The sequence below is a fragment of the Ammoniphilus resinae genome (genome assembly GCF_017873965.1).
Classification (GTDB): Bacteria; Bacillota; Bacilli; order Aneurinibacillales; family RAOX-1; genus Ammoniphilus_A; species Ammoniphilus_A resinae.
Genome location: NZ_JAGGKT010000015.1, coordinates 39,242 through 61,380 on the forward strand (window position 1 = coordinate 39,242; position 22,139 = coordinate 61,380).

Annotated in this window: 20 protein-coding genes; 19 read left to right on the plus strand and 1 reads right to left on the minus strand. The window is 48.5% G+C overall.

What is annotated here, in order from left to right; genetic code table 11:
* The first annotated feature begins 7 nt into the window (after positions 1 to 7).
* Positions 8 to 646 (plus strand): TetR/AcrR family transcriptional regulator, encoded by a 639-nt coding sequence (locus tag J2Z37_RS19585; RefSeq protein WP_209812003.1) that lies wholly within the window; start codon positions 8 to 10, stop codon positions 644 to 646.
* Positions 647 to 673: 27 nt separating this feature from the next.
* A complete protein-coding gene (gene icmF / locus J2Z37_RS19590; RefSeq protein WP_209812004.1) occupies positions 674 to 3,913 on the plus strand; it encodes a fused isobutyryl-CoA mutase/GTPase IcmF in 3,240 nt (1,079 codons plus the stop codon).
* A gap of 68 nt (positions 3,914 to 3,981) precedes the next feature.
* On the opposite strand, the gene J2Z37_RS19595 is transcribed toward icmF, so the two are convergent.
* Positions 3,982 to 5,181, minus strand: a complete 1,200-nt coding sequence (locus J2Z37_RS19595) for a hypothetical protein (protein WP_209812005.1) — start codon at positions 5,179 to 5,181, stop codon at positions 3,982 to 3,984.
* A 179-nt stretch (positions 5,182 to 5,360) separates the two neighbouring features.
* Here J2Z37_RS19595 and rpoE point away from each other — a divergent pair, with 179 nt between their 5' ends.
* From rpoE to J2Z37_RS19680, 17 genes are all read left to right on the plus strand, one after another.
* Positions 5,361 to 5,930 carry a DNA-directed RNA polymerase subunit delta gene (rpoE, locus tag J2Z37_RS19600; protein ID WP_209812006.1) on the plus strand — a complete coding sequence of 190 codons (570 nt, stop codon included), beginning with the start codon at positions 5,361 to 5,363 and terminating at the stop codon, positions 5,928 to 5,930.
* A gap of 228 nt (positions 5,931 to 6,158) precedes the next feature.
* Positions 6,159 to 7,787: a CTP synthase gene (locus J2Z37_RS19605; protein WP_209812007.1), complete on the plus strand. Its 1,629-nt coding sequence runs from the start codon at positions 6,159 to 6,161 to the stop codon at positions 7,785 to 7,787.
* 167 nt (positions 7,788 to 7,954) lie between these two features.
* A complete protein-coding gene (locus J2Z37_RS19610; RefSeq protein ID WP_209812008.1) occupies positions 7,955 to 8,323 on the plus strand; it encodes a response regulator in 369 nt (122 codons plus the stop codon).
* A gap of 33 nt (positions 8,324 to 8,356) precedes the next feature.
* Entirely contained in the window at positions 8,357 to 9,220 is an 864-nt protein-coding gene (gene fba, locus J2Z37_RS19615; RefSeq protein ID WP_209812009.1) for a class II fructose-1,6-bisphosphate aldolase, read from the plus strand.
* An 89-nt stretch (positions 9,221 to 9,309) separates the two neighbouring features.
* Complete coding sequence (fsa, locus tag J2Z37_RS19620; protein ID WP_209812010.1) at positions 9,310 to 9,954, plus strand: fructose-6-phosphate aldolase; 645 nt, start codon at positions 9,310 to 9,312, stop codon at positions 9,952 to 9,954.
* A gap of 64 nt (positions 9,955 to 10,018) precedes the next feature.
* On the plus strand, positions 10,019 to 11,284 hold the full coding sequence (locus J2Z37_RS19625; RefSeq protein ID WP_209812011.1) for a UDP-N-acetylglucosamine 1-carboxyvinyltransferase: 1,266 nt from the start codon (positions 10,019 to 10,021) through the stop codon (positions 11,282 to 11,284).
* 12 nt (positions 11,285 to 11,296) lie between these two features.
* Positions 11,297 to 12,265, plus strand: coding sequence for a class II fructose-bisphosphatase (glpX, locus tag J2Z37_RS19630; RefSeq protein WP_209812012.1), 969 nt, complete (start codon positions 11,297 to 11,299; stop codon positions 12,263 to 12,265).
* A 37-nt stretch (positions 12,266 to 12,302) separates the two neighbouring features.
* On the plus strand, positions 12,303 to 13,589 hold the full coding sequence (gene rho, locus J2Z37_RS19635) for a transcription termination factor Rho (protein WP_209812013.1): 1,287 nt from the start codon (positions 12,303 to 12,305) through the stop codon (positions 13,587 to 13,589).
* Positions 13,590 to 13,649: 60 nt separating this feature from the next.
* Positions 13,650 to 14,909, plus strand: a complete 1,260-nt coding sequence (locus J2Z37_RS19640; protein ID WP_209812014.1) for a radical SAM protein — start codon at positions 13,650 to 13,652, stop codon at positions 14,907 to 14,909.
* A gap of 97 nt (positions 14,910 to 15,006) precedes the next feature.
* Positions 15,007 to 15,204: a 50S ribosomal protein L31 gene (gene rpmE, locus J2Z37_RS19645; protein WP_209812015.1), complete on the plus strand. Its 198-nt coding sequence runs from the start codon at positions 15,007 to 15,009 to the stop codon at positions 15,202 to 15,204.
* A 1,051-nt stretch (positions 15,205 to 16,255) separates the two neighbouring features.
* Positions 16,256 to 16,711, plus strand: a complete 456-nt coding sequence (locus J2Z37_RS19650; protein WP_209812016.1) for an Asp23/Gls24 family envelope stress response protein — start codon at positions 16,256 to 16,258, stop codon at positions 16,709 to 16,711.
* A gap of 244 nt (positions 16,712 to 16,955) precedes the next feature.
* On the plus strand, positions 16,956 to 18,029 hold the full coding sequence (gene prfA / locus J2Z37_RS19655) for a peptide chain release factor 1 (protein ID WP_209812017.1): 1,074 nt from the start codon (positions 16,956 to 16,958) through the stop codon (positions 18,027 to 18,029).
* A 1-nt stretch (position 18,030) separates the two neighbouring features.
* Positions 18,031 to 18,870 (plus strand): peptide chain release factor N(5)-glutamine methyltransferase, encoded by an 840-nt coding sequence (prmC, locus tag J2Z37_RS19660; protein ID WP_209812018.1) that lies wholly within the window; start codon positions 18,031 to 18,033, stop codon positions 18,868 to 18,870.
* Between the two features lie 103 nt (positions 18,871 to 18,973).
* On the plus strand, positions 18,974 to 19,612 hold the full coding sequence (gene spoIIR, locus J2Z37_RS19665) for a stage II sporulation protein R (RefSeq protein WP_209812019.1): 639 nt from the start codon (positions 18,974 to 18,976) through the stop codon (positions 19,610 to 19,612).
* Positions 19,613 to 19,675: 63 nt separating this feature from the next.
* The gene (locus tag J2Z37_RS19670) at positions 19,676 to 20,143 is read left to right on the plus strand and encodes a GNAT family N-acetyltransferase (protein ID WP_209812020.1); all 468 of its coding nucleotides are present in this window, start codon (positions 19,676 to 19,678) and stop codon (positions 20,141 to 20,143) included.
* Positions 20,144 to 20,244: 101 nt separating this feature from the next.
* Entirely contained in the window at positions 20,245 to 21,336 is a 1,092-nt protein-coding gene (locus J2Z37_RS19675; RefSeq protein WP_209812021.1) for an L-threonylcarbamoyladenylate synthase, read from the plus strand.
* Positions 21,337 to 21,536: 200 nt separating this feature from the next.
* Positions 21,537 to 22,136, plus strand: a complete 600-nt coding sequence (locus J2Z37_RS19680; RefSeq protein ID WP_209812022.1) for a manganese efflux pump MntP — start codon at positions 21,537 to 21,539, stop codon at positions 22,134 to 22,136.
* Positions 22,137 to 22,139 lie beyond the last annotated feature (3 nt).

Sequence of the window (22,139 nt, forward strand, 5' to 3'; positions counted from 1 at the left end):
ATAGCAGATGAGAGGAGCGGGGAAAAAATCAATTCCAACCCTCGTAAAAGACCCACAACTCATTGCCCGCAGGCGCGAACAGATCGTTCAGGCAGCTGTCGATTTGTTTATTTCTAAGGGCTTTCATAAGACGACAACCAGAGAAATTGCTCATTCCTCCGGCTTTTCGATTGGAACGCTTTATGAATATATCGAATCAAAAGAAGACGTGTTGTACCTGGTCTGTGACCATATCCACGGGGAATTAGAGAAACGGATGCAGGAAGCCTTGGTTGAATCCCAGACTGGAGCCGATACGCTGCGACAGGCGATTCGCGTTTTTGCGCATGTGATGGAGCAAATGGATGATCAGGTTTTGTTGATCTATCAAGAAATTAAGTCCCTTCCAAACGAGCCGATGAAATACGTGCTGCGGCGGGAGGAAGCGATTACGGAGATTTTTGAACGGATTCTGCAAAAGGGGATTGCTGATGGATCCTTGCAGGTCGATCCGAAAGATGTCAAGCTAATGGCCCAAAACATCATCATTCTCGGCGAGATGTGGGTGTTTCGCCGTTGGGCTTTGCGCAAACATTATACGTTGGAGGAATACATCGAAGCACAAACGAATCTTCTATTGCAAAGGCTGACACATCACCACTCGTAAATTTGCGTTGGAGGGAGAAGTGAAAGCATGGAAAAGGCAGTCTATCGCCTGCAGCACCACGTACGGTTTGTCACGGCCACGGCGCTTTTTGACGGACACGATGCGGCGATCAATATTATGCGGCGGATTTTGCAGGCTTCAGGTGTGGAAGTGATCCATCTTGGACACAATCGTTCCGTCGGTGAAATCGTTCGCGCTGCCATTCAAGAGGATGTCCAGGGGATTGCGGTTAGTTCCTATCAAGGCGGGCATGTCGAGTTTTTGAAATATATGTTTGATCGGTTGAAAGAAAAAGGGGCCGGACATATCAAAATTTTCGCCGGGGGCGGCGGGGTGATCATTCCTCGCGAGATTAAGGAACTCGAGAATTATGGGATTGCCAAAATCTTTTCCCCCGACGATGGGCGAGAGCTGGGCTTGCAGGGCATGATCAATCATATGATTCGGCTGACTGATTACCCGACTCCAAAAGATCTTGCCGCGGTTTTGGTTGGGCTACGGGATCGGAACGAAGCCGCCGTGGGGCGGATGATTACTTTTGCAGAAGAGGCGGCCACTCTCCCTTATAATCAGGCGGTGGCGAAGGCTCTGGAGAAACTCCGTGCTAACGCACCCTCTGTTCCTGTCATCGGCATCACGGGCACAGGCGGCGCAGGTAAAAGCTCGCTCACCGATGAGCTGATCCGCCGCTTTTTGGAGCAATTCCCGAATTGCACGGTAGCGGTCCTTTCAGTAGATCCTTCAAAAATGAAGTCCGGAGGCGCCCTGCTTGGTGACCGAATTCGCATGAATGCGATAGACCATCCCCGAGTGTACATGCGCAGTCTAGCGACCCGCCATGCACGCTCCGAGCTGAGTGAAGCGATCGAAGACGCGATCGCGATTGTCAAAAACGCCGGTTTTAATCTAGTGATCGTGGAAACGAGCGGGATTGGGCAGGGGAATTCGGGGATTGTTGATTTAGTAGATTTGTCGATATACGTGATGACGAGTGAGTTCGGGGCCGCATCACAGCTGGAGAAAATTGACATGATTGATTATGCCGATCTGATCGTGATTAATAAGTTTGAACGCCGTGGCTCGGAGGATGCGCTGCGCGATGTGCGCAAGCAATTTAAACGCAGCCGAGAGCTGTTTATGGCGGAGGATCAAGATCTGCCGGTGTTCGGGACGATCGCCAGCCAATTTTATGATCCAGGAACAAATGTGCTGTTTGCAAACCTAATGAAGTTGATTGAAGAGAAAACGGGCGGAAGCTGGCCAACCACTTACGATCACCAAATTGAGAAAGTAACGAAACGCAACCTCATTATCCCACCGGATCAGATGAATTATTTAGCGGAGGTTGTGCAAACGGTAAGACGATACAAAAGGTTCACCGAAGAACAAGTTGGCTATGCCCGCAAGCTTTATCAATTGTTGGGAACTCTTGAGTTAGTGAAAGATGAATCATTTTCCGGGAAATTAAGGGAAATGGTGGAAAGCTACGAATCTCGTTTGCACCCTGAGTGTAAGCAGTTTTTAACAGATTGGCCGAAAATCAAGGAAGCCTACTCCAAAGATCAACTCACCACCCAAGTCAGAAATCGCGAAATTTCTACAGACCTATACGTTGAAACCCTCTCAGGAAACAAAATCCGCAAAATAAGCTTGCCGAAATTTGAAGACTATGGCGAATTGCTCCGTTGGGCGATGCTCGAAAATCTCCCCGGATCCTATCCCTATACCGCAGGCGTTTTTCCTTTTAAACGAACGAATGAAGATCCCAAGCGGCAGTTTGCCGGAGAAGGGACGCCAGAACGAACAAACCGCCGCTTTCATTTTCTCTGCCAAAACGACCCAGCCAAGCGTCTTTCCACCGCCTTTGATAGTGTCACGCTGTATGGCCAAGATCCCGATCTCCGTCCCGATATCTATGGGAAAGTGGGGAACAGCGGCGTCAGTGTCTGTACCTTGGATGATATGAAAAAACTGTACGCTGGATTTGACCTCTGCGATCCATCGACAAGTGTCTCGATGACGATTAACGGGCCTGCGCCAATTATTTTGGCGTTTTATATGAATGCGGCGATTGATCAGCAGGTCGATAGGTTTGTTGCAGAACACGGCCGGCAACCTGATCAGAAGGAATACGAGGAAATCAAGGCGATGACGCTTAGCACCGTTCGAGGAACGGTCCAGGCGGACATTCTAAAAGAGGACCAGGGGCAGAACACCTGCATCTTTTCTACCGAATTTGCGCTCAAAATGATGGGGGATATCCAGCAGTATTTTATCCATCACAAGGTTCGGAACTATTATTCGGTCAGCATCAGCGGCTACCATATCGCCGAGGCCGGGGCCAACCCGATCACGCAGCTTGCCTTAACCCTTGCCAATGGGTTTACCTATGTGGAATATTACCTGAGCCGGGGGATGCACATCGATGATTTTGCGCCGAACTTGAGCTTCTTTTTCAGCAATGGACTCGAACCGGAGTACACGGTGATGGGGCGTGTCGCCCGCCGTATTTGGGCGATTGTGATGAAGCTGAAATATGGTGGGAACGAACGCAGCCAAAAGCTCAAATACCACATCCAAACCTCCGGCCGCTCCCTGCACGCACAGGAAATGGACTTTAACGATATTCGCACCACCTTGCAAGCCTTGCTCGCCCTTCACGATAATTGCAATTCCCTACACACCAATGCTTACGATGAAGCGATCACCACACCTACAGAAAACTCCGTGCGCAGGGCGATGGCGATTCAGTTAATTATTAATAAGGAGTTTGGTTTGGCGAAAAACGAAAATCCGTGGCAAGGCTCTTTTATTATCGAAGAGTTGACAGATTTGGTAGAAGAGGCGGTTTTGGAGGAATTCCTTCGCTTGGATCGTCGTGGGGGTGTACTTGGCGCCATGGAGACGGGGTATCAGCGAGGAAAAATCCAAGACGAATCGCTTTACTATGAGCATAAAAAACACACCGGCGAATTGCCAATTATCGGGGTCAACACCTTTATCAACCCCAACGCAAGTGAAGCTGACTATGAAATCGAGTTGGCCCGCTCCACCGAAGAAGAGAAACAAACCCAGATCCGCAACCTTCAGGAGTTTTTGTCGCGGAACAAGTCTGATGCTCCGGTGGCCCTCGAGCGCTTGAAGCAAACCGCGCGGGACGGCGGAAATATTTTTGCTGAGCTTATGGAAACCGTCCGCCACGCTTCGCTCGGGCAAATCACCCAGGCTTTGTACGAAGTTGGCGGGCAATATCGGAGGAATATGTGATAACTTTGTGGTCTGCCTAAGAAACTGTAAAAGGGTTGCAAACTAGATTTAGCCATTTGCAACCCTTTTTATGGTGTTTTTTGAAGTTGTTTCAGGGAATTTCTCAACTGCTCATTTTCCTGCATTAACCGGTCGATTTCTTTTTGCAGCTTTACCTTTTCTTGCGTCCAGTCACTTGGGGAAGTGGACTTCGGTTGGTATGGCAAAAGTGGGCTGCCAGGATTACCGGGTTGTGTAGGTTGTTTTGCGGATTGGGCAGGAACCGTGGGCTGAGCCCCTTGTCGAGAACCTTGTTGGGTGTTTGTTGGAGCTGCCTTTGGGTATTCTCCCTTCTGGTCAGGAGAACCAAGCTGCACTTTGCTTACCCCAGTCTGTCCCTTCTGATCAGAAGGGAGAGTGCCTACAGTGGATGGAGGAGTCATCGACCCTGCTTTTCCTCCCTGCTTGGAAGGGATAGTGGACACATCGGCGTGGTCTGCATTCATCCCGGAAACTTCGCCCTGATCAGAAGGGATAGTGCCTACAGGGTGTTGTCCAACATCCATCCCCGCGTCTTCTCCCTGATCAGAAGGGAGAGTACCCACACCGTTTTGACCCATATTCCCCTCAGCCTTCTCACCCTGACCCGAAGGTATAGTGCCCACAGCATTCTGGCCTATATCCCCATCGTCTGACCCGCGACCGCCACCGTATGCCTCAAAAACAGTAGGATTGCTAGAATGCCCACCGCCCCCATCGCGACCATTACTTTCCCTGTTAGAAGGGGATAGTGCTCCCCCGAACTCAAAATAATAGCCAACAGCCGAGATCAGCAGCAACAGCGCAAACAAAACTACACGTTTACTGCTCCAAAATGTAGGCTGCCCAACGCCTTTTTCAGCCGCCAGGATCACCCAGCCTTCTTTCTGGTCTCGGATCCGCAGCCAATAACTCACTCCCTGATAGGTTAAGGATACGACGTACAAGGTTTCAGCCCAATCACCAGCGGGCCTTCCGGCAATCACTTCAGACGTCTCGCCGCCACTCCCTGCGATGATTTCTTCGACCACACCGGTCGCAATGATCTTTTTCACCAGGTCATCGACTGCACGTGCATTGCTGCCACGACCGAGCCCGTCACGCCCACCGCCACCACCGCTAACCCGTACCCCCTTTAGGAAAGGACAAGCCTTCCACAAGGAATCGTCGGCCAAGAGAATGGGCTTTTTTTGATAGGTGGGGAGTTTTCCGAATGAGGTTCCGATCCGTTCGTATAAATCTGCGGGCATGGGCTTAGCCCCCTTACGAAATAATTTATCCCTATTCTAACACATTATATTTTGTCGAAAATGGGTCTATACTGTACAAGTGTGAAAACATTCGAGGAAATGTTTGACACTAGTACTATTTTATATAAAAATAGGAATACTAGATGAATAGAATTCTTCAAGAAGGGAAGTGCCGGGGTTTGAGTAAGGTTGATCATGAGAAATGGCAGGAAGTGGCCCTTGTTGATATATCATATGAAGTTCTGGATCAGGCCAACAAGACCATGAATTACCAGGATATTTTTAAAGAAGCGGCAAGGTGGAAAGGTTTGACGGATGAGGAATTGCTTGAACTTCTTCCACAGGTATTTACCGAGATGAACTTGGATGGCCGTTTTCTATGTATGAGCCCTAGTGAGTGGGGACTGAAGAAATGGTATACAACAGAGCAGGTTGAAGAATCCATTGAAGCCTTGGCAAGGAGTAAGGGCATCGATGATAGTGATGATGACTATGGCTTCGATGACGAAGAAGTGGATGATGATTTCACCGAGGAAGACGAAGACTTTGATGGTGATATCGATGAAGAAGATCTCGAAGTCGATGAAGATGAAGAAGAAGAGGTCGATCTGGACGAAGAAACAGACGAAGACTTGGATGAGGAATTCGAAGAAGAAGAGGATTCTGAGTTCGATGGCGACGCGGGGGATGAAGAGGAAGAGTACCTCGAAGAAGATGATTTGGATGATGATTCCGAAAAGGACGATTAGGCTTGACAAAGCTTTCCTGCTCTTGTAACATTTTCGTTGGGCTATTTTTGGAAAGAAAATAAAGGCAAATTCCGTTGAAGTGTCAACGCTGACACGGATGCGTGCAAATCTGTTAAACAAACAGAAGTGCCCCCTACCAATCGGAATGGGAGTGCTTCTGTTTTTTTTTTGTTTAAAAGGCAAAAGATAAAAAGTAAAGAGAAGGTCATAGGAAAAGAGGGGTAATTTATGGCGAAGTATATTTTTGTTACCGGAGGAGTGGTATCCTCTCTTGGAAAAGGGATCACAGCGGCATCCCTGGGACGCTTGCTGAAGAATCGCGGGTTAAAGGTAACCATCCAAAAGCTTGATCCATATATTAACGTCGACCCAGGGACGATGAGCCCGTATCAGCACGGGGAAGTATTCGTAACGGACGATGGCGCGGAAACCGATTTGGACCTTGGACATTATGAGCGCTTTATTGATATTAATTTAAATGCCAACAGCAATGTGACAACAGGAAAAATCTATTCTACGGTCATCAACAAGGAACGCCGCGGCGATTACCTAGGAGCGACCGTGCAAGTCATCCCCCACATTACCAACGAAATTAAGGAAAGAGTTTTCCGCGCCGGGCGGTCTGGGGAAGTGGATGTCGTAATCACCGAGATTGGCGGAACCGTAGGGGATATCGAGAGTCTTCCGTTTTTGGAGGCGATTCGGCAAATCAAGAGTGACATCGGCCGGGAACATGTGATGTACATTCACGTCAGCTTGATTCCATACCTCGCCGCAGCAGGGGAGCTAAAAACCAAGCCAACCCAACACAGCGTAAAAGAGCTTCGCAGCATCGGAATCCAGCCAAATGTGGTGGTCTGTCGGACAGAGCGTGAATTATCTACGGAAATGAAAGAAAAGCTTGCTTTGTTCTGTGATATCGATCCAAAAGCTGTGATCGAAATGCGTGATGTGGAAACACTATATGAAGTTCCACTTGTTTTGAAAGATCAAGGATTGGATGATTACGTGCTGAACCATCTAGGTTTGAAAGCCAATGAATCCGATATGACAGAATGGCGTCAGCTTGTTCATCGCGTGCAAAACCTCTCCAAGACGACAAAGATCGCGCTTGTAGGAAAATACGTTTCCTTGCACGATGCCTATTTGAGCGTGGCCGAAGCGCTTTACCATGCAGGGTATGATAATGACTCTGACGTCGAAATTAAATGGGTGGACGCAGAAGATGTGACCCCGGAAAATGTTCGTGAACTTCTCGGCGATGTCGATGGGATCCTTGTTCCTGGGGGATTTGGCGATCGCGGAATTGAAGGGAAAATTACCGCAACCCGGTACGCACGGGAAAACAAGATTCCTTTCCTAGGGATCTGTCTGGGCATGCAAATTGCCGTTATCGAGTATGCACGCCATGTATTAAACCTAGAAAGAGCTAACAGCTCTGAAATTGACCCATCGACTCCGCATCCAGTGATCGATCTATTGCCTGAACAGAAGGAAATTGAAAACTTGGGTGGAACGATGCGCCTAGGATTGTCCCCATGCAAGTTGCAGGAAGGAACCAAGGTGCTGGAAGCTTATGAGAGCCCGTTGATTTACGAACGCCATCGCCATCGTTATGAGTTTAACAACCAATACCGCGAAGCGATGAAAAAAGCTGGCTTTACATTTTCCGGAACTTCTCCGGATGAGCGCTTGGTCGAGTGTATTGAGGTGGAGGGACATCCTTGGTTTGTTGCGGTGCAGTTCCATCCGGAATTCACCTCCCGTCCGAACCGTCCACAACCGCTGTTCCGTCAATTTGTGAAGGCTTCATTGGAATTGAAAAAAGAATCTATATCGGCTGGATCCAAGCAATAAAATAAGGTCCAACATCCCTGGAAAATGAAGAAACTTGTCGGTTTTTGACGTCTTAAAAAATTGTGAATTGGCAGGAATAATTCTCCGCTTTATAGAATGTATGTAACTGTTATGCGAAATGGGCAGGTAACCTTAAATTTACATATTAGTTCTAGAGGAGGATTTTCATGTCACAAAGCAATAAAGTGTTAATTGTCGATGATCAGTACGGGATTCGGGTGCTGCTTTATGAAGTATTTGGAAAAGAAGGATATGAGACGTTCCAGGCAGCAAACGGCAAGCAGGCACTTGAAATCGTGAAAAATGAATCCCCTGATCTAGTCATTTTGGATATGAAAATTCCGGGAATGGATGGACTCGAAATCCTAAAGGAAATTAAAAAGATCAACACCGATATCAAGGTGATCATGATGACGGCATATGGTGAATTGGATATGATCAAGGAAGCGACGGAGCTCGGTGCCATTACCCATTTTACCAAGCCCTTTGATATCGATGAATTACGATTGGCTGTGAGAAGTCAGCTTGTCGGGTAATTTTTGTGTGAGAAAGAAAGGGGTTCAAGAACGATGCCTTTAGTATCCATGACTGAAATGTTAAATAAGGCGGTAGAGGGGAAATACGCCGTTGGGCAATTCAATATCAACAATTTGGAGTTTACCCAAGCCATTTTGCAAGCAGCCCAAGAAGAAAGTTCCCCGGTTATTCTGGGAGTGAGCGAAGGCGCTGGACGTTACATGGGAGGCTTTAAGCTAGTTGTCGAGATGGTCAAGGCGTTGATGGACGAATACAAAGTGACCGTTCCCGTCGCGATCCATTTAGACCATGGATCCTCTTTTGAAAAATGTGTGCAAGCGATGTTTGCTGGCTTTACTTCGGTGATGATCGACGGTTCCCACCATCCATTGGATGAAAACATTGCCATTACCAAGAAAGTTGTGGATGTGGCACATGTGTTGGGGATTTCCGTGGAAGCAGAATTGGGAAGAATCGGCGGTCAAGAAGATGATTTATCCGTGGATGAGGCCGATGCGATGTATGCCATCCCATCTGAATGTGACAGACTTGTAAGGGAAACCGGTGTAGACTGCTTTGCTCCTGCCCTTGGTTCTGTTCATGGACCCTACAAAGGAGAGCCAAGGCTCGGCTTTGACCGCATGGAAGAAGTGCAGAAGCTGACAGGCGTTCCCTTGGTTCTGCATGGAGGAACAGGGATTCCAACAAAGGATATCCAACGGGCGATTTCCCTGGGTACGGCGAAAATCAATGTAAATACGGAAAATCAGATCACCTCCGCAGCAACCGTGCGCAAGGTGCTTGGCGAAAAGCCAGAACTATATGATCCAAGAAAATACCTTGGACCTGCCCGCGATACCATTAAGGAAACAGTCAAGGCGAAGATGCGCGAGTTTGGAAGCAGCAATAAAGCATAACAAACATAGCCCTAAAGGACAACTAGATGGTTTGTGAAAGAAAGCAAATCGACGTAGCTCACAAACCAATATATGAAGGAGGCCTAATCGTGAAATTTTTCATTGATACAGCGAATGTGGATGAAATTCGGGAGATCAACTCCTGGGGAGTTCTTGCTGGTGTAACAACCAACCCGTCTCTTGTAGCCAAAGAAGGTCGCGATTTTATCGAAACCCTGAAGGAAATCATCGATATTGTCGATGGACCGATCAGTGCGGAAGTCATCAGCACCGAATCAGCCGGAATGATCGAAGAAGGGGAAAGGCTCGCTTCCCTTTCCAAAAACATTGTGATCAAGGTTCCTATGACATCTGAGGGATTGAAGGCTGTCAAGCATTTCACCAAGAAGAAAATCAAAACGAATGTGACCCTTGTTTTCAGTGCTTCACAAGCTTTGCTTGCTGCACGTGCGGGTGCCACTTATGTGTCCCCATTCTTAGGGCGTCTAGACGATATCGGTTTTGATGGACTGACTTTGATTTCTGATATTGTGGATATTTTCAACGCCCATGGTATCGACACGGAGATTATCTCTGCAAGTATCCGTCACCCGATCCATGTCATTGAAGCAGCGAAGATGGGAGCGCATATCGGAACGATCCCATTCAAAGTATTTGATCAGCTAATCAAGCATCCGTTGACTGATTCAGGCATTGAGAGATTCCTTTCTGACTGGGAAAAGACAAAGAAATAAAACCATTAACGAAACATATATAGAAAAAGAAAAAGACTTCTAACTTCTAGTATGGGAGAGACAGATGGATATATTGTGTGTCAAGGGCGGAAGGCCCTTGGAGGGGAGTATTACGATTAGCGGCGCGAAAAACAGCGCGGTTGCGCTAATCCCTGCGGCGATCCTGGCCGATACGGCCTGTGTGATTGAGAATCTGCCGGAAATCAACGATGTTCATGTCTATGTCGATATTTTGCGGGAATTAGGAGCACACGTGGAGCTGCAGCAGCAGACCCTTTATATAGATCCAACTGGGATCGTGCCACATCCCCTGCCCTCTGGAAAGGTGAAAAAGCTGAGAGCCTCCTATTATTTAATGGGGGCCCTGCTCGGGCGGTTTGGGGAAGCGGTGATCGGCCTGCCGGGCGGCTGTGATCTTGGTCCGCGCCCGATTGACCAGCATATCAAGGGATTTGAAGCATTAGGGGCGAGTGTCCAGACCAAGGATGGCGCTTTGTATTTACAAGCTCCCAAGCTAAAAGGCAGTAAAATCTACTTTGACGTTGTTTCCGTAGGGGCAACGATCAATACGATGCTGGCCGCCGCACGGGCGGAAGGGACCACGATCATCGAAAATGCGGCAAAAGAACCAGAAATCATTGATGTCGCTACCTTTTTAACCTCCATGGGGGCTGTGATCAAAGGGGCCGGAACCGATCTAATCCGGATTCGCGGGACCTCTCGTTTACAAGGCTGCCGTCATTCGATCATCCCAGACCGAATCGAAGCGGGAACGTTCATGATTGCCGCCGCGGCAACGCGTGGCAATGTCATTTTAGACAACGTGATTCCCCGTCACCTGGAGGGGATCTCCGCGAAGCTAAGAGAAATGGGTGTCGAAGTGGTCGAAGCTGACGATGCCATTCAAGTCATCGGCAAACCCCGTTATCGCGCGATTGATTTACGCACCGCACCCTATCCCGGATTTGCCACCGATTTGCAGCAGCCCATGACCGCGCTTTTGGTACACGCCGAGGGAACCAGTATGGTGACCGACAATATTTATACTTCGCGTTTTCGCCATGTCGATGAGTTGGTCCGTTTAGGTGCCCAAATTCGCGTGGAAGGAAGAACGGCCATTATCGGCGAGGTCCATCGCTTGGAGGGTTCAAGTGTGAGGGCATCTGATTTGCGAGCTGGGGCTGCCTTGGTGATCGCTGCTTTGACAGCGGAAGGGGTAACGGAAATTAGCGGTGTGGAGTATATTGATCGCGGCTATGCTAAACTAGAAGAGAAGTTGCGTTCGCTCGGCGCCGAAATTTGGAGAGAAAAAAAGAGCAAATTTGAATAGGAGTGTTCAATCATGGAGAGAAGCTTGACACTAGAAATCGTGAGAGTAACTGAAGCCGCAGCCCTTGCATCAGCACGTTGGATGGGTTTTGGCAAGAAGAACGAAGCAGACGGTGCTGCGACATCGGCAATGCGTGCGGAATTCAACAAGGTTCCGATGGAAGGTGTTGTGGTGATTGGTGAAGGTGAGATGGATGAAGCTCCCATGCTGTACATCGGGGAAAAGCTCGGATTAGGCGGAAGTGGATCGCCTGCAGTGGACGTGGCTGTGGATCCTTTGGAAGGGACCAATATTTTGGCCAAAGGTTCATGGAACGCGCTTAGTGTGATTGCCATTGCGGACCGCGGAAATCTTTTACATGCCCCTGATATGTACATGGAAAAGATTGCAGTAGGCCCAGAATGTGTTGGAGCCATTGATATCAACCGCTCGGTGAGAGAAAACCTGGAGGCCGTGGCAAAACGGAAAGGTAAGGATTTATGCGATTTAACCGCAACCGTTCTAGACCGCGACCGTCACAGCAAGATCATCGAGGAAATCAGAGATGCAGGCTGCCGTATTAAGCTAATCAATGATGGGGATGTCGCTGCTGCAATTAATACCGCTTTTGAGCATACCGGAGTGGACATTTTGTTTGGTTCAGGGGGCGCACCAGAGGGTGTTATTTCCGCTGTAGCTTTAAAATGTCTTGGTGGAGAAATCCAAGGTCGTCTACTTCCACAAAGCGAGGAGGAATTTGAGCGCTGCTTAAAGATGGGCTTGAAAGATCCAAATCAAGTGTTGCTCATGGAAGACCTGGTCAAAGGTGACGATGCGATTTTTGCGGCAACAGGTGTAACAGATGGTGAATTATTAAAAGGCGTTCGGTTCGGCGGGAAGCGGGCTACCACTCATTCGTTGGTTATGCGGGCGAAGACAGGAACGATCCGTTTCATCGAAGGACAACACCGCCTGGAAAAGTTAGGTTTAACCAGTAAGTAATTTAAATTTCGTGAAAGTGTGGTGCTTGGACATCGGTATGGACATGCAATTAGCCCAGCTGGAGGAAAAGAAGTTAACGGAACTTTATAAGTTAGCAAAGGAGTATCAAATCCCTTATTATGGGACATTAAAGAAGAAGGAACTTATTTTTTCCATTCTTCGAGCCCAAGCGGAGAAAAGCGGCTTCATGTTTATGGAAGGCGTGTTGGAGATCCTTTCTGACGGATATGGCTTTTTACGGCCGATCAACTATTTGCCGAGCGCAGAAGATATTTATATTTCTGCATCCCAAATTCGACGTTTTGATCTGCGGACAGGCGATAAGGTTTCGGGGAAGGTGCGCCCGCCCAAGGAGAACGAACGATATTTTGGCTTGCTTCATGTTGATGCGGTGAATGGGGAAGATCCGGAGATAGCCGCAGAACGTCTACATTTCCCTGCCCTGACGCCTCTATATCCTCAAAGAAAGCTCGTCTTGGAAACCTCACCTGACCGTTTATCTTCAAGGGTTATTGATCTTCTGGCGCCTGTTGGTTTGGGTCAACGCGGATTAATCGTTGCCCCGCCAAAAGCAGGAAAAACCGTTTTGCTCAAAGAAATTGCCAATAGTATTGCGGACAACCATCCGGAAATTGAGCTATTCGTCCTATTGATTGACGAACGTCCAGAGGAAGTAACGGACATGCAACGCTCAGTCAAAGCGGAAGTGGTCGCTTCCACTTTTGATGAACTGCCGGAAAACCATATTAAAGTCGCTGAGCTCGTGCTGGAAAGAGCGCAGAGACTTGTCGAACATCGTAAAGATGTGGTGATATTGTTAGATAGTATTACACGTTTGGCACGCGCCTATAACTTGGTAATTCCTCCTAGTGGCCGTACGCTTTCGGGGGGGATCGATCCTGCTGCTTTTCACCGTCCTAAGCGCTTCTTCGGTTCCGCGCGGAATATCGAAGAAGGAGGTAGCTTGACCATTTTGGCAACCGCCCTCATCGACACCGGATCCCGTATGGATGACGTGATTTATGAGGAATTTAAAGGTACGGGCAATATGGAGCTTCACCTCGACCGTCGACTGGCCGAAAGACGGATCTACCCAGCGATCGATATCCGCCGTTCTGGTACCCGCCGCGAAGAGTTGTTGCTGACCAAAGAAGAGCTGGATAAGATCTGGACGATGAGAAAGACGATGACCGAAAATCCAGAGTACACCGAGCTGTTCCTAAGAAAAATTGGCGAAACGAAAACCAATGCGGAGTACCTGGAGCAAATTGAAAAGGTCAAGCCTCGAGTTGCATCTAAGCCTGCTGCTGGGGCAAGCGTCTAAAGGTAATCAGCTAAGAATGTTAGCGCCTGAGAATGTAACAGAAGAAGGAGTCTTGCAAAGATGAATCTTGTATATGCGGATGAAAACGGAAAAGTGTTTGATCATCCGGACTATTTAGCTGTCGCCCGCAGTGGAGACCAGTTCCTGGAGATTTTGGAAGAGGAATTGATTCCCCTGCCGGATGGGGCTACGCTTGTCAGCCTTCCCCATTCCAAACCCATTGCGATCGATCCGAATACCGGAGAGATGGTGAGATTTGGTGATGGAAGCCCTGTCGGTGCTTTGCTGCCGCAAGGCTTTACCCGGTTGTTGTTGCCCGCCTATGTAAAAACAGATAAGGAATACAAATTTCCTCTGTTTGGCTACACAGCTGTGGTATGGAAGGATGACCAGTTTTTTATTGCTGCACGGCAAAGCGATGCCCACGACAAATGGAACCCGGCCAATTGTTCTTACGACGAAGTGAAGGACCGAGTTGCGGAGTTGAGTGCGGAATATCCCGAAAATCGTGTCATCGCGCATATTTCCAATTGTGCGTTGGAATACGAATGCTTGACGGCTTCGAATACCTTTTTGAACCGTTGGGAAGGGGCCTTGCCTGTCTCTTATTCCTGCAATGCCGGATGTTTTGGCTGTATTTCCGAACAGCCAGATGACAGTGGAGTCGTCGCTCCCCAGACCCGGATGAATTTTAAGCCGAAGGTCGAGGAATTGGTGGAAGTAATGCTTCACCATTTGCAGACACCGGAAAGCATCATTAGTTTCGGCCAAGGGTGTGAGGGTGAACCGTCGACACAGGTTCAGTTGATTACCGAGTCCATTCGCCAAGTTCGTGCGAAAACGGATATGGGTTATATTAACATGAACACCAATGCTGGGCTGACCGACCATATTCGGGCGATTGTCGATGCTGGTCTTGATTTGATTCGCGTAAGCACCATTAGTGCGATCGATGAGCATTATAATGTGTACTATAAACCTCGCGGCTACAATTTGAAAAATGTAGAAAAATCACTCCGCTACTGTGCGGACCACGGTGTCTATTCGTCGATTAATTACCTTTGTTTCCCTGGCGTATTCGACCGGGAAGAGGAAATGGAAGCGATGATTGACTTTATCCGCCGGACAGGCGTCCGCCTGATTCAATTGCGCAACCTGAATATTGATCCTGACAGCTATTTGACCATGATCCCCAAGCCTCAGGGCGAGGTGTTCGGGATGAAGCAGGCCATCGAGATCTACCAACAGGAACTTCCGGATGTCGTGATTGGATCCTATACCCACATTCCACCGAAGGAATTTGTTCAAGGTAGGAGATAATGCCAGTTGAAAATGGGCCGAGTCCCGTGTTATAATCGCTATTGTGTTATTATAACTCTAGTCTATAGACGGATTAGGGCGGAAAGAGGTGACAAGAATGAAACAAGCTATCCATCCAAATTTCAAATTGACCAAGGTTACTTGTGTTTGTGGAAATGAATTCGAAACCGGATCTGTAAGAGAGAACATCCGCGTAGAAATTTGCTCCGAATGCCATCCTTTCTACACAGGTAAACAAAAATTTGTTGACGCTGGCGGACGAGTTGACCGCTTTAAAAAGAAATACGGCATTTAATAAGAACGGGCAGGGGGAAACCTCGGCCCGTTTTGTCTTTGGTTTGGGGGCCCATGCCGAGCGGCTCCTGAGTCTATGAGAATGCTGAGGTGAGACTGAGGGGGGGAGGCGGACCCAGGAGACGCTATTTGCGGAAAAAGGCCGATTTCTTGGTTCTGCCGGACCGAGTAGCCACTATTTGGGGATTTTGGGGACTAGATGGGCCGATTTTTGGAAAATAAGGTCTCTGGAGTCCGCGAACCTTCGAAAAATGGGGAGTTGTGGAGAAATAGCGGCTACTGAGTCCACGAGAAAGACGAGAGGGACCGAGGGGTGGTGAGGCGGACCCAGGAGACGCTATTTGTGGAAAAAAGGCTGATTTCCTGGTTGTGCCGGACCGAGGAGCCTCTATTTTGGGATTTTGGGAACTAGATGGGTCGATTTTTAGCAAATAAGGTCTCTGGAGTCCGCGAACCATAGGAAAATGGGGAGTTGTGGAGAAATAGCGTCTCCTGAGTCCACGAGAAAGCCGAGGCGGACTGAGGCGGACCGAGGAGCCTCTATTTTGGGATTTTGGGAACTAGATGGGCTGGTTTTTAGCAAATAAGGTCTCTGGAGTCCGCGAACCTTCGAAAAATGGGGAGTTGGGGAGAAATAGCGGCTACTGAGTCCACGAGGAATCCGAGGCGGACTGGCGGACCGAGGAGACGCTATTTGCGGAAAAAAGGCCAATTTCCTGATCCTGCCGGACCGAGTAGCCGCTATTTGGGGATTTTGGGGACTAGATGGGTCGATTTTTGGTAAATAAGGTCTCTGGAGTCCGCGAACCATTGGAAAATGGGGAGTTGGTGAGAAATAGCGTCTCCTGAGTCCGCCAAATTCCCGTCCCCCTGCCACCTTTGCCACCCCGAACTCGGCAATCCGCACCACGACAAAACGCCACCCCCATCCACCCGCACCCCCGACCAAACGCCACGGCCTCCACACTCCCACCAACTGCCACATCCCCCAACAATATAGCAGAGGAATAAGGCACCTCCTCGGGCAAGCTATATCCGAGGAGGTGGCACCCTTGAAGAAAACTTTATCCTATTCGCTTATGCTTTGCCTGGTGTGTTTGGTAGCTTCTGCTTGTTCCCCTGCCTCTAGTCCGGATCGTGGTATGAATACAACAAATGCGACTGAGAAGAACGGTCAGATCATTAACTATCGTTATAATAACCCTTCAGGTCCGTACGACGATGATCTGGGGTACAAAAGTGATTTTCAGCCCTCCGACTTGAATCCAAATATGGTAACTGGACAGAATGATTTATATAACATACATCGCGATGTCAAAACGTTGGCCCAAATGGCCAGACATGTCAGAGGGGTTGACAACGCGCGCGCTACCATTAATGGCGGGAGAGCCACGGTCCGCATCACTGTCAATGGGACAGAGCGAGACGTGGAGAAGGTTAGAGCATTAGTGTATCAAAAACTAAAACAGAAAATGCCGAGATATAATATTAATGTCGTGAGTGAATAACCGGGTGCCTTCCCGGTTATTTTTTCGGGGTCCACCCCAAACCGGAATTTTTCGAAACCGAAACTCGAAAAAGATATTATACGTTTTTTATCCTTGATCAAACAAATTTTCGGTAGCAGGTAATCAGACCCTGTTTCAGATCATTGGACCCCGCTCTGCTCGCCCACCCTCACCCGCCCTTTACATTACGCATAAAAATATCTATAATTATAATGTTATACTCTAAAAAAAGAGGTGAACACTTGTGTTTGATCGTTTAGGAGCAGTAGAAGAACGATATGAAAAGCTAACGGAGTTGCTTTGCGATCCGGATGTAATGAGTGATCCAAACAAGCTCCGCGAATATTCCAAAGAACAATCTGATATCGAAGAAACCGTTCAGGCGTACCGTGAATATAAATTGGTGACAGAACAGCTAAAAGATGCCAAAGGCATGCTCGAGGAAAAGCTCGACGATGAAATGAAAGAAATGGTCAAGATGGAAATCGACGAGTTATCCACAAGAAAGCAGGAAATCGAAGATCGCCTGCATGTGCTTTTACTTCCAAAAGACCCGAACGATGACAAAAACGTGATCGTGGAAATCCGCGGGGCTGCTGGTGGGGATGAAGCCGCTTTGTTTGCTGGCGACCTTTACCGGATGTATTCCCGTTTTGCGGAGAAATTGGGCTACAAAGTAGAAATCATGGAAGCCAACTACAATGACCTTGGCGGTTTCAAGGAAGTGATCTTTGCCGTAAAAGGGAAAGGTGCCTACAGCAAGTTGAAGTATGAAAGTGGCGCACACCGCGTGCAGCGGATCCCGACAACGGAATCTGGTGGACGGATTCATACATCTACAGCAACCGTGGCTGTTTTGCCAGAAGCTGAAGATGTGGAAATTGAAATCCACGACAAAGACATTCGCGTCGATACATTCTGCTCCAGTGGAGCCGGTGGACAAAGTGTTAACACAACCAAATCCGCCGTTCGCGTGACCCATGTTCCAACAGGAATTGTGGCTAGCTGTCAGGATGAAAAATCACAGAACTCCAACAAGGAAAAAGCGCTTCGTGTGTTAAGAGCCCGTTTGTATGATTTAGAGCAGCAAAAAGCGGCTGCGGAATACGGTGAAATGCGTAAAAGTAAAGTAGGTACTGGGGACCGCAGTGAGCGGATCCGGACATACAACTTCCCGCAAAGCCGTGTAACAGACCACCGCATTGGCCTAACCCTGCATAAACTCGACTTTATCCTCCATGGCGAATTGGACGAAATCATTAACGCCTTGGTTGTTCAGGAACAAGCCGAGCAAATGCAGCACGCGGAAGGGCTGTAAGATGAATAAGCTGACGATTAGAGAAGCCCTCCAAAGGGCTTCTTCGTTTATGGAGCCCCTCGAAGACACCAGATTTCTTGCGGAATTGTTTCTAAGACATGTCCTCGGCCTAACCCGTACAGAGCTTTTTACCCGAATTCACGATGAAGTGACACCAACCCAATGGGAAAAAATCGAAGAGTTGCTGAGCCAGCGAAAAAAGGGGATTCCCGCACAGTACCTCCTAGGGGAGCAGGAATTTTACGGGCTGCCTTTTCGTGTCAATCCATCGGTATTGATCCCCCGGCCGGAGACGGAAATTCTGGTCGAGGAGGTGCTTAAGCGCCTAAACACCGAAGCTCCGCTCAAAGGGGCCGACATTGGCACGGGTAGCGGCGCAATCGCCGTCACACTAGCAGCCCATTCCAAGTGGCAGATTTATGCGGTGGATATTGCTCAGGAATCCCTCGACACCGCCCAAGAAAATAGCCGACTCAATGGGGTAGCAGAGCAACTCACTTTTCTAAAAGGGGACCTGCTCAGCCCGATCCCGGAAAAGCTCGACTTTCTTGTCTCCAACCCACCCTATATCCCAAGCCAGGACATTCTCGGGCTTGATGTTCAGGTGCGGGTCCATGAACCTATGCGGGCACTCGATGGGGGGACGGATGGACTCGATTTTTATCGGCGGATCTGTGCGGGACTCCCACAAGTGCTCAAACCAGGCGGACTTGTTGCGTTTGAAATTGGGATCGGTCAAGCGGCGGAGGTTCAGGAGCTGTTGCTGCAAAGCGGGGCCGTGCAATCGACTGAAGCGATTCGCGACCTTGCCGGAATCGAGCGCATCATTATCGGGTCTTGACGAATAGTGTAGACAATTCTAAATTTAATTAATCGCGTTTAAATCCCCTCCATTCTGTCCAAAATGAGGACTACAAGGATAGAACAGAGAGGGGATAAACAAAATGGCTAAGAAACTAGGTTGGGTACTCTTTTCTTTAATCATTCTCGTGATGAGCTGGGAGGATCAGCGGTCAGTGGCAGCGCTTTTTGCTGAGGGCCCTATTCCTGAGCAGTCCATCCGTTTACGTATAATTGCTAACAGTGATCTCCCTGAGGATCAGGCTTTGAAGCGTGAGGTTCGTGATGAAGTGAATGCTTATATTGCTAGCAAAGTAGAGAATCTAGCAGATATTCAAGAGGCTCGGGAGAAAATCAGCAAAGAACTTCCCCAGTTGAAAAAGATCGTCGATCAAACCGTAGAAGCCAAGGGTTATACATACAATACAAAAGTCGAGATGGGTGTAGTGCCTTTTCCTACTAAAATGTACGGACAATATGTCTATCCGGCGGGAGACTATGAGGCTTTGCGTGTGACAATCGGCAGCGGTCTTGGACAAAATTGGTGGTGCGTATTGTTCCCTCCGCTATGTTTTGTGGATATCGCCAATGGCGATGCGGTGAAAAAGGATAAGAAAGAAACAAGTGAAAAGAAGGAATCCGGTGAAGTCGAAGTGGCTGCTGGGGAGGAAGCGCCCCAGATTGAAGTAAAGTTTTTTATCGTCGAATGGATTCAGAAGATTTTCAACTTGATTTTTGACTAGTCATATTTTCTACCTTCCCTCATATAGATTAATAGAGTTGATAGAAAAGGGGAGGCAGGAATTATGAGTGTGATCATTCGGCTGGCGACTTCCGGCGATCTTTACGATATAGTGAAATTATTGGCAAAGGGTAAACTAAATCATGAAGGAATTGCTCCACATGTGGAGCAATTTCTCGTGGTGGAAAAGGATGGGGAGATCGTAGGCACGGCCGGATGGGAGAAAATCGGTCAAGACTACGGTCTGCTTCGCTCTTTGGCGTTAGATGCCAGTGTGTGGAATACAAAAATTGTGCTGGATTTGCTGCAGATTTTGCTGAAATCGGCAGAGGAAAAGGCTGTTCAGGAGGTATTCTTACTGACTGGCTCGGCCGTTGAATTGTTTGAATGGGTCGGCTTTAGACCTGTGGATTGGAAGGAGATTCCCCATGAAGTCAAGCAATCATCGCATTTTAAACAGGCAAAAGAGGGGTTATCCACAGCAATGCGCTACACACAGGTGGATAATCAAAGGGAAACTGTCCATAATTAACCAAAGTTATGCACAACTTGTCCACATTTTGTTGATAACTTTTCTGGTTGGGAACTTTTAGTTCGAAATAAAAAGCGAAATGTAAAGGATTTGAATTCGTTATGATAAGTCAGCAGACGAAAATATGGAATGTGGATAGTGTTGTGGGGAATTCGCAGGATTATCCACAATTAACAGAGGCCGCCGAGTTCCTCAGAAAAGGGGAGGTCGTTGCTTTTCCCACAGAAACGGTCTATGGACTGGGGGCGAATGCGTTGTCCTCTGAGGCGGTGCAAAAGATTTTCGCGGCAAAAGGAAGACCAAGTGACAATCCACTGATTGTCCACATTGCTGACATTGCACAGCTGGAGGCGCTCGTCGCAGAGATTCCAGAAATTGCGAAAAAGCTGATGGATGCTTTTTGGCCGGGACCGTTAACGATGATTTTCCCTAAAAAAGAGGGAATCGCGCCAGAAGTAACAGCAGGCCTTGACTCGGTGGGCATCCGCATGCCGTCACATCCCGTGGCACTCTCGTTGATCCGCCAGGCTGGTCTGCCGATTGCTGCCCCAAGTGCGAATCGTTCTGGGCGGCCAAGCCCTACGACCGCAGCACATGTGGAAGAGGATCTGCTAGGGAAAATTGCCGGAATAGTTGACGGCGGACCAACCGGCGTCGGCGTGGAGTCGACGGTGCTCGATGTGACCGTGAATCCGCCGATGATTTTGCGTCCCGGGGGACTCACTAAGGAGCAGCTAGAATCGGTAATTGGTCAGGTTGCTGTTGATCCCGGATTGCTTGAGGAGAAGGAAAGGCCGAAAGCCCCCGGTATGAAATATCAACACTATGCCCCAAAAGGGGAGATGTGGATGGTCGTTGCTCCCACAGTGGACAAGCAGGTGGAAGCGATTGGGTCGTTGCTTGCCGAAGCCAAATCCGCTGGAAAAAAGGTAGGAATCCTCGCCACAGAAGAGTCCTCCACAAAATATCCACAAGCGGACCTCGTCGTCCCCTGCGGTTCCCGCGCCGATCTTCCAAGCGTCGCTCATCATCTCTACGATGCTTTACGGACGTTCGACCAGGAAAGAATGGATTACATCCTTTCCGAGTCCTTCCCGTCAGATGGTGTGGGGATGGCAATCATGAACCGCCTGATGAAGGCCTGTGGGCACCGGATTGTGGGGTCAGACCCCAGCCGAAATTTGTCGAATTAACAGCCATAGGCAGGAGGAAGAAGGCGAAGGTGGAGACGTTTTCTTTCGCGCCTTATAGCCACTATTCCCTTCTCTCAGGGGGACGATGTGAGGAGCAAAACCACGGAAAATAGTTTTCAGTAGAATGCAAAATGGATGGGTAGATCCCATTACAGTAAATCGGCCTCGAAAAGAATGTTTCCTAACCTGTCCGCATAACCATGGAAAGACAAGGTAATGTGGAGGGGATCGATGTGGCATGGGATATCGTCCAGTGGGGGCAATTTTATACGATTTTGATGATTGGGTTCGCCCTGGGGATGGATGCTTTTTCTTTAGGAATCGGATTAGGGACCTTGGGTATTCGTCTACGCACGATTGCAAAGATCAGTCTGACCATTGGACTTTTTCATATCTTAATGCCTTTACTGGGGATTTTTACGGGGATGTTTTTGACGAAGGTTGTGGGGAGTGTTGCTTCCTTTATTGGCGGAATTATTCTCTGCTATTTGGGGATTCAGATGTTTTGGGCAGCCATTTTTAAAGGGGATGAGGATACTCGGGCGACTCGGAAAATTGGGGGGATCGAGATGCTCCTTTTTTCCTTATCCGTCAGCATGGACGCGCTGTCGGTCGGCTTTTCCTTTGGCTTGTTTGCTGTGAATGTATGGCTCGCCGTGGTTGTCTTTGGAATTCTAGGCATGTTGATGTCAGCCATTGGTCTGCTTTTGGGGAAACGGGTGGGCCACCGCTTGGGTACATGGGGTGAGGTAATCGGTGGGGTCATCCTTTTTGCCTTTGGTCTTAAGTTTTTGTTCTAGGGG

Bases quoted from the DNA above. Each gene is read 5' to 3' on its own strand.
- J2Z37_RS19625 (WP_209812011.1), top strand. From the start codon at position 10,019: ATGGATATATTGTGTGTCAAGGGCGGAAGGCCCTTGGAGGGGAGTATT.
- J2Z37_RS19675 (WP_209812021.1), top strand. From the start codon at position 20,245: ATGATAAGTCAGCAGACGAAAATATGGAATGTGGATAGTGTTGTGGGG.
- prmC (WP_209812018.1), top strand. From the start codon at position 18,031: ATGAATAAGCTGACGATTAGAGAAGCCCTCCAAAGGGCTTCTTCGTTT.
- J2Z37_RS19585 (WP_209812003.1), top strand. From the start codon at position 8: ATGAGAGGAGCGGGGAAAAAATCAATTCCAACCCTCGTAAAAGACCCA.
- J2Z37_RS19640 (WP_209812014.1), top strand. From the start codon at position 13,650: ATGAATCTTGTATATGCGGATGAAAACGGAAAAGTGTTTGATCATCCG.
- J2Z37_RS19605 (WP_209812007.1), top strand. From the start codon at position 6,159: ATGGCGAAGTATATTTTTGTTACCGGAGGAGTGGTATCCTCTCTTGGA.
- J2Z37_RS19595 (WP_209812005.1), bottom strand. From the start codon at position 5,181: ATGCCCGCAGATTTATACGAACGGATCGGAACCTCATTCGGAAAACTC.
- J2Z37_RS19610 (WP_209812008.1), top strand. From the start codon at position 7,955: ATGTCACAAAGCAATAAAGTGTTAATTGTCGATGATCAGTACGGGATT.
- J2Z37_RS19670 (WP_209812020.1), top strand. From the start codon at position 19,676: ATGAGTGTGATCATTCGGCTGGCGACTTCCGGCGATCTTTACGATATA.
- J2Z37_RS19680 (WP_209812022.1), top strand. From the start codon at position 21,537: ATGGAAAGACAAGGTAATGTGGAGGGGATCGATGTGGCATGGGATATC.
- spoIIR (WP_209812019.1), top strand. From the start codon at position 18,974: ATGGCTAAGAAACTAGGTTGGGTACTCTTTTCTTTAATCATTCTCGTG.
- fba (WP_209812009.1), top strand. From the start codon at position 8,357: ATGCCTTTAGTATCCATGACTGAAATGTTAAATAAGGCGGTAGAGGGG.
- rpmE (WP_209812015.1), top strand. From the start codon at position 15,007: ATGAAACAAGCTATCCATCCAAATTTCAAATTGACCAAGGTTACTTGT.
- glpX (WP_209812012.1), top strand. From the start codon at position 11,297: ATGGAGAGAAGCTTGACACTAGAAATCGTGAGAGTAACTGAAGCCGCA.
- icmF (WP_209812004.1), top strand. From the start codon at position 674: ATGGAAAAGGCAGTCTATCGCCTGCAGCACCACGTACGGTTTGTCACG.
- rho (WP_209812013.1), top strand. From the start codon at position 12,303: ATGGACATGCAATTAGCCCAGCTGGAGGAAAAGAAGTTAACGGAACTT.